Here is an 11,327-nt window from a genome sequence, read left to right as displayed (position 1 = left end):
TTCCAAGAAAAGCGGTGCGGAGAGGGGGCTGACCCGAGAGAGACGGCGGTGGTCGATGCGGCCATTAACCCGCACCAGCATCTCTTCTATGCGGCCAAAATCAACGAGGCCACGCAAGGCTTCTTCGCGAGTGATGTCGAGAAGTAGGTGATCGGGATCATATTTGTGCAAGGTATCATACAAGATGTCAGAGCTGAATGTTGCCTGCCGCCCGGATTTGCGGGCCTGCGGCGTGTTGCGTTCGATCAGCCCTGCAATCGTTGCTGAGGCGCGAAAGGTTCGTTTCATCACGGCATTTCCAGCTAGCCAGGTGTCAAGGCCGTCATTCAAGGCGGTCGGTTCTAAAAGGGCAGCGGGGTCGTCGACTGCGTTCAACCCCCAGATCAACGTGGCATAGTCGGTCGAGACAAAGCCAAGGGGAGAGAGCCCCATTTCTTCCATCCGTTTGGTCAGAAGCAGCCCAAGTGTTTGCTGCCCGTTGCGCCCGGCAAAGCCATAGATGACAGTCTGTTCGCGCCCGTCATGGGGAAAGCTTTCGACCAGCAGGTGGCCGGGTTGTGGCAGCTGGCTGACTTTGCGCTGAAGATCGAGCCATTCTGCGGTATGTGCTGGCAGCTCCGGCCAGCTTTTTTGCGTGAACATGCGCTGGACACGCGCCGACAGTTGGGTCGACGTCGCGAATTTGGTGCCCATGAACGAGGCGATCCGCGGTTTCTTCGACGCATCGCGGCTGACCTCGACTGTCATTTCGCGCAGCCCTTCGTATCTGACGATCTGCCCGCCAATCAGGAATGTGTCACCTGCGGTTAGTGTGGCGGCAAAGCCTTCTTCGATTTCGCCCAAGGGTTTGCCGCCGCGGTTGCGTTTCATCCGGACCTTCAACGTATCGGTATCTTGGATTGTGCCGATGTTCATGCGGATGCGTTGGCTGCTGCGGGGGTCGCGCAGGTGCCATTTGCCGTCTTTGTTCAGCAGTCGCTGCCAGCGGTCGTAGGCGCGCAGGGCATAGCCGCCGGTTGCGCAGAATTCGACGCATGCGTCGAACTCTGCGCGGGTGAGGGCGGCATAGGCTCCGGCGCTGGTCACTTCGGCAAACAGTAAATCGGCTTCAAACGGGCCGGCACAGGCCGTGATCAGAATGTGCTGGCACAGTACGTCCCGGGGGCCGGGGCCGCGCGGGTCGCCGTCCAGTTCGCCGGCCAGAACGGCCTCAAGGGCCGCGACGCATTCTACGACCTCAAAGCGGTTTGCGGGCACCAGCAGGGCCTTGGAAGGGGCGTTATAGCGGTGGTTGGCACGACCGATCCGCTGGACAAGACGTTTGACATTTTTCGGGGCACCAATCTGGATCACCAGATCCACATCACCCCAGTCGATGCCCAAATCCAGACTGCCGGTGCAGACGATGGCCCGCAAGTCGCCGCGCACCATCGCCGCTTCGACGCGTTCGCGCTGTGTGCGGTCAAGGGAGCCGTGATGGATGCCGATGGGCAGGCTGTCATCATTGGCGAGCCAGAGTTTGTGAAAGAAAATCTCGGCCTGGGCACGGGTGTTGTGAAAGATCAACGTCGTCTTGTGCTGGCGGATCTGGTCGAGGACGGCGGGAATGGCATAGGCGGCCCCGGCCCCGGCCCAAGGCGGTGCTTCGGAGGTGCGCAACATCTGGATGTCGGGCGCAGGGCCGGGATCGGCCAGCAAGATCGGGCAAGGGTCGGGGTGGCGGGCCATGAAATGGGCGATTGCGGCGGGGTCTTCTACGGTTGCGGAAAGCCCGACCCGTCTGAGATCGGGACAGAGGCTTTGCAGTCGTGCCAAGGCCAGCATCAATTGATCGCCGCGTTTGCTGTCGGCCAGTGCGTGGATTTCATCTATGACGACACGTTTGAGGCCCTGAAACATGCGCGGCGCGTCCTCGTAAGAGGTGAGCAGGGCAAGGCTTTCGGGTGTGGTCAGCAGGATATGCGGCGGGTCGGCCCGTTGGCGGCGTTTGCGGGTTTGGGAGGTGTCGCCGGTGCGGTCTTCGATCCGGATGGGCAAATCCATTTCGGTTACCGGCGTCGTCAGGTTGCGTTTGATGTCCGCGGCAAGCGCCTTGAGCGGTGAGATATAGAGCGTGTGCAGCCCTTTGTGATCGCCGCGGGCCAGATCGACCAAGGTGGGCAGGAACCCTGCAAGGGTTTTGCCGCCGCCGGTGGGGGCGATCAGCAGAAGTGCAGGGGCATCGGCACTGTCAAGCATGTCTTGTTGGTGCGGGTGGATGTCCCAGCCTTTGGTGGCGAACCATTCGGTAAATTCTGGGGGTAAGGCATTCATATCTGTCTAGATAGGGTGCGTCTGTATCGGTGCCAGCCCCCGCAAACTATAATTGAGTGGGGACCAGCCCCCATACCCCCGGAGTTATTTGGCAAAATGACGTCAGGTGCGGGGTTTCAGGTTTTTGATCGTGTTTTGAATGAGGGTAGGCAGGGCTGTGTCGGCATCTGCTGGGGCGGCATCCAACGCGCTGGCGACATCTTTGACCAAGATCGCAATGGTGTTATCCGGGGCAAAGCCGTCGCGGGCGAATTCGATATCGTTAAATCCCGAAGCGAGCCAGTTTTGGCCGGAAGATGTATGAATGAGGTTCAGCAACTTGCTTTCGTCCAGGCCGGCGGCATCGGCCCAATCAAGCACAAGGCGGGTCATTGCGGTGTTCGAAGCGGCCAATAGGTTATTAAGCACTTTGGCCTGCATGCCTGCGCCGAAATCCCCCATGTGGTGGAAATGTTTGCCCATGGCGTTGAACAGCGGTTGGGCGGCCGCGATATCATCGGTGTCGCCACCCAGCATAAAGCTAAGGCGCGCCTGTTCTGCTGCGATTTGGGCACCGGACATCGGCGCGTCGATCAGCGTAATATGTGATGGGACGCGCGCGCGCAGATCGCGGACGTAGCGCGGGCTGAGTGTGGAGCAGATGATGATACGGGTCAGGCTGGGAATAGCGCTAAAGTTTTGATCGCCGAAAAGGACCGCATCGGTTTGGTCAATGTCGCGCACCACCGTGATCAGGGTCGTAAGATCTTCGGCAAAAACCGCGATGTCGTCGGTGATGTGGCCGGCATCCATCTGAACGACGTCATAGCCGCGCGCGGGCAGGCCGGCGGCGCGCAATGCTGCCAACATCGGCGCGCCCATGCGGCCACAGCCCGCGATTCCGGTCAGTGAACGCATCTGATCATTTCACGATATGTTCGTCTTTGACGAACATATTGGCCCATGCACGGTCCATCAATTCGGGGGTCATCTGGTAGGGCATCCCTTCAAATTCGCAGATTGCAATGATCTGGTCGATCAGGAAGATCGGTTGGTAGTTGGCGAATGTGTTGTCGATCGTCGGATATTTGTTTTTCAGCAGATGGATTAATGTGGCTTCGTCCAGCGGCATTTTGCGCTTTTTCGCGACCATAGCAAAGATCTTGAGAAAGTTTTTCTGGTTTGGCCCGTCGATTTTGATCTTGAAAAAGATCCGGCGCAGAGCGGCTTGGTCGAAAATCTCGTTCGGGTGGAAGTTGGTCGAGAAGATCACCAGCGTATCGAACGGCACCTCGAATTTTTCGCCCGATTGCAGCGCAAGGATGTCTTTGCTTTCTTCAAGTGGAACAATCCAGCGGTTCACGATGCTTTGGGGTGGTTCTTTTTGACGGCCAAGGTCGTCGACGATGAAGATGCCGCCGGTCGATTTCAACTGAAGCGGGGCCTGATAGGTGCGCGCGGTCGGGTTATAGACAAGATCAAGCATGTCCAGCGACAGCTCACCGCCCGTGATCACGGTAGGGCGTTCGCATTTCACATAGCGGCTGTCATAGCGGGTCACGCGGCGCAGGGAATTGGGGTCTTGTTCTTCGTCCGAGGCAGCGGAATGCACGATGGGGTCATAAACCGTGATGACTTGGGAGGCGTATTCAATGGCGCGCGGGACGTAAATTTTATCACCAAGCGCGTCGCGGATGCCATTCGAGATGCTTGATTTGCCGTTGCCGGGGGGGCCGTACATCAGGATGGAACGGCCGGCCGATACCGCGGGCCCAAGGTTTCCGATTAGTTCATCGGGGAGAACCAGATGCCCCATCGCCCCTTCAAGCTGCGACCGGGTGATCTGCATGTTGCGCACGGACTGACGTTTGACCTGCTCGCGGTACACCTCGAGAGGGACAGGCATCGCGCCGAAATATTCCGATTGTGCCAGCGCATCCAGCGCGCGGGCTTTGCCCAGATCGGTCAGCTGATAGCCCATTTCGTTGCCGTTATTGGCGTTCAGCGTGCCGGTTGCCTCAAGCAGACGTTGGTCGCGGGCCATGTCGACCAGTTCTTGGGTCACTTGAATGGGCAGGCAAATCGCCTTTGCAACCTCGCTGACCATGGTGACGTTTTTACGGTACATCGTCTTGATCATGACGTCTCGCATCATCACCACGGGCAGCTTCATGTCTTCGATGGTGCGTGGTGGTGGCGGTGCCATCACGGCAGAGTTTTGCATATTCATGGACGGGCCCTTTGGATCAGATGCATGCAGTTCTGCGGTCATGCTAATGATCGAATATGGCTATATTCAGGCCCCGAAAAGCGCGCCCAGGATCAAATAAAAGGCAAGGGCAGGGCCAAGGGCAAGCCCCATGGGGAATTTTTTGCCTTGGTCCCAGCTGGTCCAGGCAGGGGCAAGCCTGCGCACAGGCGTATATTTGGCAATCCAGTGGGTCAGGGCGGCAGCAAGGAGCGTTGCCATGAACAAGGCCATCACCAACCGCAGATCGCCCAAGGCAATAAAGGGCGTGGCAGCGGCGATAAACTTGGCGTCACCTGCGCCCATCACGCCAGCAGCGTTCAGGATAATGCCAACAACCAATGCAATCAGCATGCCCAAAAGATGCCAAAGATAGGTTTCAAAAGGCAGGGCAATCGGCCCGATCACGACAAAAACCGCGGCAAGCGTCATAACCGTAGGGTTGGTGATCCGCATGGAGGCGATGTCGGTGTACGCGGTGTAAAAACACAGCGGCAGCACGAACGGCAAGAACCACAAAGCGGCATATATTGTAATCGACACCCGCTTAGCCTGCGTTGTCCAGCGCCCGCAGCGACCGTACAGCGGCCTCAAAATGCTGGGGGTGGGTGCTGATTGCATCGCGCAGCAAGCCTTTGCCGGTTTCTACATCGCCCTTTTTGATCGCGGACAACGCCAGTGTGTGCAGCAGTTGCGCGCGCTCTGTCTGGTCCATGGCGATGGGGGGCAAGGTGTAGTCACGCTGCGCCCCGCGCGCGAGGATCAGGTTGTTTTTGGCGGTAAAAAGGGTGGGATCCTGTTGAACTGCTTGGGTAAATAGCCGTTCGGCGTCTTTGTAGTCGCCGCGGGTCAGTTTCGAATAGCCCCAGTTGTTCATGACCGACCCCGGTTTGGTGGTCATTCCGATGGCGATCTCGTAAAAACTGTCAGCCTTTGCCCATTCTTGCTTGCTGTCGGCGACGATCGCCTCAAGCCGGTAGCGATTGTACGTCTCGTGGGTGGGTGGAACGGAGTCGAGCATCTTTTCAGCCTCGGCCCAATCCCCCGCACGGATCAGTGCATCGGCATAGTCGATGCGGTCATCGGGCGTGGCTTCTTTGTGCTTGACGACTTTGGACCAAGCGGCGGCACCTTCTTGGTTACGTTTTGCGCGGATCAGGGATTTGCCCAGCCCGCGCTGGATATCAATGCGTTCGGGGTGTTCCTGCGCGGTACGAGCGAAATAGCTTACAGCCTCGTTCGGGTCAGCCACGGTCAGCATCACGTCATTCAGGTTCGTTTCATCGACGACGTTCACGTCCTGAAAGGCCCGCGTAACGGTTTCGTCGCCCGACTTGTCACCGCAGCCTGCAACAGCGGTAACGCCTGCTATGCAGGCGGCCAAAAGAATAGGGTGGCGCATTTTTGCGTCCTTTTACTGCTCTGCCTCGGTCATGATGCTGGCCGGATCAAGTAGTCACCTGCGCCGCGCCGCACCAATTTATAGTCTTCCTCATTAACATCAATCGTAACAGAATTTTCTGATTTTGCGAGCGCTAAGCGCAGATTGTCCCGGATTGCGTCACTTTCGCCATTATCCAGCGCATAAGCCTTACGAAACGTCAGTTTCGCTTCGGCTAATTTACCACTTTCCATCAGGACGACGCCCAGATTGTTCCAGACTTCGGGTCGGGTATCGTCCTTTTCGACGGCGCTGCGCAGCAATTGTTCTGCTTGGCCCAGACGGCCTAGCCCAAGGTTGGCGCTGCCAAGACCCGACAGGATTTCAGCATCCAGCCCCCCCGCAAGGGCGGCACGGTTGAACGCGCGAATGGCCAGCTCGAATTCGCCAGCCTGCATCAGGCGGTGGGCGACTTCCACGCCGTCTTCGGCTGGTTTACGTTGGTTGACGCCGGGCGCGAAGGGGCCGGTTTCTGTGCGCGAAACGCCAAACAAAGGTTGACCGCCAGTCGGTGAACAGGCGGCCAATCCGGTTGAAATTGTCAGGCACATCGCAAGCATCGAAAGCCGCTTGCGATATTTTCTAAGGTTCATTTCGGTCACTTACCAAGTTTTGAGATGCCCATAACAGAAGGTGCGATCAGAATGATCAATAACGGCGGCACCGTCAGCATCATTGTGGCAAGGGTCATCTTTGTTGGCAACTTGTTTGCGGCCTCTTCGGCGCGCATCACGCGCTTGTCACGCATTTCTTCTGCATAGACCCGCAGCGCATCCGAGATTGACGTACCGAACGCCGCAGATTGGCACAACACGGTGACGAAAGACGAAACGTCTTGCACGCCGCAACGATCGCCCATGTCGGTCAGGACGCCGACCTTGTCCTTGCCCGCCTTCATTTCATAGGCGACGACTTCGAATTCTTCGGCCAGGGCAGGATAGGAGGCATGCAATTCCTTGGCGACGCGCACGATGGATTGGTCCAGCGATTGCCCCGCCTCGACGCAGACCAGCATCATATCAAGCGCGTCGGGAAAGCCGCGGGTGATTTCTTCTTTGCGCTTTTCGACGCGTTTCGTGATCCAGTATTTCGGCAGATAATACCCAATCCCGCCCGGACCCACGGTGTACATCATCATTTTCTGGGTGGTCAGGCCTTCGCCGCCGCCAAGGAAGTTAACATAGACGATACCGAAAACCAGCCCCGCGATCCCCAATGTCATCTGGGCAAAGTGGAAAAACCGAACTGCATCGCGCGAGGCATAGCCAGCCTGCCGCAGCATCAATTGCTTGGCGCTCAGTTCGTCAACGTTTTCGGGTTCTAGAAACTTGGCAAATTTCTGCAACTGTTCGTTGCGATCCGACTGACGCAAGCGTTGCTGATTTGGTCGCTCGGATGGTTCTAACTGGCTGCGCTTCAGCTTGAGCATCGGGTCCTCGGGCTGACGCATCATCATGACGACCGTCACGCCGATCAGCATCACACCCAAGACTCCTAACAGTGCAATCCAGCCGATGGGCCCCAAGATATCGTTGATTGTATTGATGAAATCCACGATTTTACCCCTTAAACCTTAATGTCTGTCAAGTTGCGCATGACCAGCAAATTCGCAGCCAGAAACAAGACCACGGCGATACAGCCGGGAATGAACAGTTCGTGCGTCATGACTTCATCATAATAATGCGGGTCACCCAGTTTGATCACGATCAGGGCGACGATGGGGAAGGCCGACAGGAATTTTCCGGACCATTTCGCTTCGGCGGTGATGGCATTGACGCGGCGGAACAGCTTGAAGCGCGCCCGGATCACCTTGGCCAGACCGGCAAGGATTTCGGCAAGGTTGCCGCCCGATTGCTGCTGGATCGTCACCGCCACAGCGAGGAAGCGCAAATCTTGCATGTCCAGCCGTTCTGCCATTTCTTTCAGTGCTTCACCGATGTCGCGGCCATAGGCGGCTTCGTCTGATATGATACCGAATTCTGAGGCCAGCGGATCCTGGATTTCCTTTGATACGATGGCAATCGCGTTCGTGAAAGGGTGGCCAACCCGCAAGGACCGGACCATCAGTTCAACCGCGTCAGGCAATTGTTCCTCGATCATGCTCATGCGTTTTTTCGCTTTGGAAGAGATCCAGAAATAGACGGCACCGATGCCAATCGCGACCGAGATGACCAGACGGATCGGCAATTCGGTTCCGGTGCCGATGGTCAGACCCATAAATGCCACGACAGACAGACCGCCCATCAACATGATCAGCTGCCTAGGTGAAAACGCGATGGCGGCTTTCTGGGCTTTTGCGGCCAGCATCGAATAGATCGGGATGGATTTGTTATCCATGTGCTGCTGCATTTCCTTGCGCAGCTTGTCCAGAACCTCTTCGCGGCGGGTGCCTTTCTCCAGCATCTCAAGGCGGCGGTTCACGCGGCTGTTCAGGCTGATGGATTTGCCAAAAGCGACCAGATACAGGCCTTCGACCAGCACAAGGACACCGATAAAGATCAGACCGTAAATAATGGGTTCAATGCTCATGATATGTGCTCCTTATTGGGCCGCGATGGGGTCATAGATGGTCGAGGGCAGATCGTAGCCCCACATCTTGAACCGCTCGGAATAGTGGCTGCGCACACCGGTCGCGGTGAAATGACCGATAATCTTGTTCTCGGGGGTCAGGCCGACACGCTGATAGCGAAACAGTTCCTGCATCGAGATCACATCGCCTTCCATGCCGGTAATTTCGGTAATCGATGTCATCCGACGCGAGCCGTCTTGCAAGCGGGATGCCTGCACGATCAAGTTTACAGCGCTTGAAATTTGTGAACGCACCGCTTTGAGCGGCATTTCGATCCCCGCCATGGCGATCATATTTTCCAGACGGCTGACCCCGTCGCGCGCCGAGTTGGCGTGGATCGTTGTCATTGATCCGTCGTGACCGGTGTTCATGGCTTGCAACATGTCGATGACTTCTTCGCCACGGGTTTCGCCGACGATGATCCTGTCCGGGCGCATCCGCAGGGCGTTTTTCAGACAGTCGCGCGGGGAAACTTCGCCTTTGCCTTCGACGTTGGGCGGGCGGCTTTCCATCCGGCCCACATGGGTTTGTTGCAGTTGAAGTTCGGCGGTATCTTCGATGGTCAGGATGCGTTCGTCGTTGTCGATAAAAGACGACAGCGCGTTCAGCGTTGTGGTTTTACCCGAGCCGGTACCGCCTGACACGATGATGTTCAGACGGGTCGCAACCGCGGCCTGCAAATAGGCCGCCATTTCTTCGGAAAACGCACCAAAGGACACCAGATCGTCAATGCCCAGCTTGTCCTTTTTGAATTTACGGATCGACACAAGGCTGCCGTCCACAGCAATCGGTGGCACCATGGCGTTGAAGCGCGAACCGTCTTTTAGCCGCGCATCGACGTAAGGGTTGCTTTCGTCAACGCGGCGACCCACGGCCGATACGATCTTGTCGATGATCCGCAGCAGGTGCTTTTCATCCTTAAAGGTAATGTCCGTCAGTTGCAGTTTCCCCGCCCGTTCGACGAAGATCTGCTGGGGACCGTTCACCAGAATATCGTTGACCGAGTCGTCTTTTAGCAAGGTTTCAAGCGGCCCAAGCCCCGTGACCTCGTCATAAAGTTCAGAGTTCAGCTGAACCCGGTCTTCGCGGTTGAGAACAATAGATTTCTCGGCCAGAATTTCGGCCGAGATTTCGTTTATTTCCTGACGCAAATCCTGTTCGGTCGCGTGTTCAAGGGCAGCAAGGTTCAGGTTGTCCAAAAGGGACCGGTGCAGTTCAAGCTTGATGTCACTCATGCGTTGCTTGCGCTTAAGGTCTTTGTCCAAAGGCGCAACCGTGGCGGGCTGGGACGCGCGGCGCATGGAAACAGGCTTGGCTGTGGTGGCATCGGCCTGTTGTTTGACCGGTGTTAACCTAGCGACTTCTGCGATCTTGGCGGCAGGGGCGGCACCCGGTTTTTTGTACTTGGAAAACATCTGAACACTCTTTCTAGGTTAGCTGGCGCTGTGGTGCTACGCCGCTTTGGCTTCTTCGGCCTTGAGGTCGTGAATGGACGCGGCAAGCTTGGCTATCTCGCGACGCAAAGGGTTTTTTGGGGCAGAGTTCGCCAAAGGCATGCCGTGGTCATTGGCTTGCGTGATCGGCTTGCCGCCATCGGGCAGATGCACATCAATCGAGATGCCGAGGCTTTCGGCCATGCGTTTGACCCTGCTTTTGGCGCTGAGGTCCGTGAACTTGGGCGCACGGTTCAAAACATAGCGCAGCTTTTCCACGGGCAGTTCTTCTGATTGCAGCGCACGTTTGAAACGCAAAGCGTTTTGCGCGCAGCGCATATCCAGTTCAAGCATCGCAAAATAGACATGCGCATTGTTCAGTACCGCTTCGGACCACTGAACGAGGGTCGAGGGCATATCGACCACCACATAGTCGAACTGATTGCGTGCAATGTTCAGGATGCGGTTCACATCCTCCGAGGAAATCAGGTCAAGGGGCAGCATTTCCGCCGGGGCGGTCAGCACCTGAAGACGATCCTCATAGGTCAGCAGGGCCTGCCCAAAGCTTTCCTCGTCCATGTTTTCGGTCTCGGAAAGCATGTCATAGACAACTTCGCGGCGCGGCAGATCAAGGAAGGTCGCGACGGCCCCGAATTGCAGATCAAGATCCAGCAGGCAGACTTTGGGTGGGTTCTTTTTGTCGGCAGTTGCCAATTCCCAGGCAAGGTTTACCGCAAGGGTCGTGCCGCCCGTGCCGCCAGCCAGACCGTGTACCACAATCAGCGCACCGTCTTTATCCGCACCGGGTTTCAGGGTCGGGGCCTTTGTGGCAGCCTGGGCAACGGGGTCGGGTTCTGCACGCACACGGTCGATTGCGGCGGCCAATTCCCCTTCGGGCAAGGGGTAGGGCACGAATTCATCCGCACCTTGGCGCAGCAATGAATGCAGTGACACGGGGCTTACATCTTCGGCGATCAGGATCACCTTGATGTCGCGCGCCTTGGCCTGAACGATGATTTCGCCCATCAATACAAGGTTTTCTTCATCCTCGGCATCAAGCGCCAGGGCGATCAACTCAAGAGACTGGGCTTCGGGCTGGCCGAAAAAAGCAAGCGCTTCGGAAAACCCCAAGTCGCCCCAGCTTTCGCCCAAGGCGTCTTCCATATCTTCGATCAGCAGGTCGAAGTTCTGCACATCGCGGCTGACGGTACAGGCGACGATTTGGGGCGCTTCGATCTGTGGCATACTGCTGCTCATGGCCTTTTCCTTTTATTGCTCGGGGCTTGGCAAGAGCTGACAGTTGGCGGTGGCCAATGTGAGTACGCTTTGCGGTCGCCCGCGCCG

10 protein-coding genes are annotated in these 11,327 nt (G+C 57.1%); all 10 read right to left on the bottom strand.

The window, feature by feature from the left end:
• A partial coding sequence (locus ABYT07_RS04450; protein WP_372989755.1) for a ligase-associated DNA damage response DEXH box helicase occupies window positions 1-2,313 on the bottom strand: 2,313 nt, incomplete at its 3' end.
• 102 nt (window positions 2,314-2,415) lie between these two features.
• Window positions 2,416-3,210 (bottom strand): NAD(P)-dependent oxidoreductase, encoded by a 795-nt coding sequence (locus tag ABYT07_RS04445; protein WP_372989753.1) that lies wholly within the window; start codon window positions 3,208-3,210, stop codon window positions 2,416-2,418.
• 4 nt (window positions 3,211-3,214) lie between these two features.
• A complete protein-coding gene (locus ABYT07_RS04440) occupies window positions 3,215-4,522 on the bottom strand; it encodes an ATPase (RefSeq protein ID WP_372989752.1) in 1,308 nt (435 codons plus the stop codon).
• Between the two features lie 66 nt (window positions 4,523-4,588).
• Window positions 4,589-5,083 (bottom strand): prepilin peptidase, encoded by a 495-nt coding sequence (locus ABYT07_RS04435; RefSeq protein ID WP_372989751.1) that lies wholly within the window; start codon window positions 5,081-5,083, stop codon window positions 4,589-4,591.
• A gap of 4 nt (window positions 5,084-5,087) precedes the next feature.
• The gene (locus ABYT07_RS04430) at window positions 5,088-5,942 is read right to left on the bottom strand and encodes a tetratricopeptide repeat protein (RefSeq protein WP_372989750.1); all 855 of its coding nucleotides are present in this window, start codon (window positions 5,940-5,942) and stop codon (window positions 5,088-5,090) included.
• 29 nt (window positions 5,943-5,971) lie between these two features.
• On the bottom strand, window positions 5,972-6,574 hold the full coding sequence (locus tag ABYT07_RS04425) for a tetratricopeptide repeat protein (protein ID WP_372989749.1): 603 nt from the start codon (window positions 6,572-6,574) through the stop codon (window positions 5,972-5,974).
• Between the two features lie 5 nt (window positions 6,575-6,579).
• Complete coding sequence (locus tag ABYT07_RS04420) at window positions 6,580-7,536, bottom strand: type II secretion system F family protein (RefSeq protein ID WP_372989748.1); 957 nt, start codon at window positions 7,534-7,536, stop codon at window positions 6,580-6,582.
• A gap of 11 nt (window positions 7,537-7,547) precedes the next feature.
• Window positions 7,548-8,510 (bottom strand): type II secretion system F family protein, encoded by a 963-nt coding sequence (locus ABYT07_RS04415; RefSeq protein WP_372989747.1) that lies wholly within the window; start codon window positions 8,508-8,510, stop codon window positions 7,548-7,550.
• Window positions 8,511-8,522: 12 nt separating this feature from the next.
• Window positions 8,523-9,965, bottom strand: a complete 1,443-nt coding sequence (locus ABYT07_RS04410; RefSeq protein WP_372989746.1) for a CpaF family protein — start codon at window positions 9,963-9,965, stop codon at window positions 8,523-8,525.
• Between the two features lie 36 nt (window positions 9,966-10,001).
• Window positions 10,002-11,240 carry a CpaE family protein gene (locus ABYT07_RS04405; protein WP_372989745.1) on the bottom strand — a complete coding sequence of 413 codons (1,239 nt, stop codon included), beginning with the start codon at window positions 11,238-11,240 and terminating at the stop codon, window positions 10,002-10,004.
• Window positions 11,241-11,327: the final 87 nt, after the last annotated feature.

This window comes from Sulfitobacter sp., from assembly GCF_041552635.1.
Taxonomy (GTDB): domain Bacteria; phylum Pseudomonadota; class Alphaproteobacteria; order Rhodobacterales; family Rhodobacteraceae; genus Sulfitobacter.
The sequence above is the reverse complement of the archived record's forward strand: the minus strand, read 5'-3'. Positions and strand labels throughout refer to the sequence as shown.

What these genes read in the sequence shown, in the direction of transcription:
- ABYT07_RS04440 (WP_372989752.1), bottom strand. Translation starts at nt 4,522, where the DNA reads ATGAATATGCAAAACTCTGCCGTGATGGCACCGCCACCACCACGCACC.
- ABYT07_RS04410 (WP_372989746.1), bottom strand. Translation starts at nt 9,965, where the DNA reads ATGTTTTCCAAGTACAAAAAACCGGGTGCCGCCCCTGCCGCCAAGATC.
- ABYT07_RS04415 (WP_372989747.1), bottom strand. Translation starts at nt 8,510, where the DNA reads ATGAGCATTGAACCCATTATTTACGGTCTGATCTTTATCGGTGTCCTT.
- ABYT07_RS04445 (WP_372989753.1), bottom strand. Translation starts at nt 3,210, where the DNA reads ATGCGTTCACTGACCGGAATCGCGGGCTGTGGCCGCATGGGCGCGCCG.
- ABYT07_RS04425 (WP_372989749.1), bottom strand. Translation starts at nt 6,574, where the DNA reads ATGAACCTTAGAAAATATCGCAAGCGGCTTTCGATGCTTGCGATGTGC.
- ABYT07_RS04405 (WP_372989745.1), bottom strand. Translation starts at nt 11,240, where the DNA reads ATGAGCAGCAGTATGCCACAGATCGAAGCGCCCCAAATCGTCGCCTGT.
- ABYT07_RS04430 (WP_372989750.1), bottom strand. Translation starts at nt 5,942, where the DNA reads ATGCGCCACCCTATTCTTTTGGCCGCCTGCATAGCAGGCGTTACCGCT.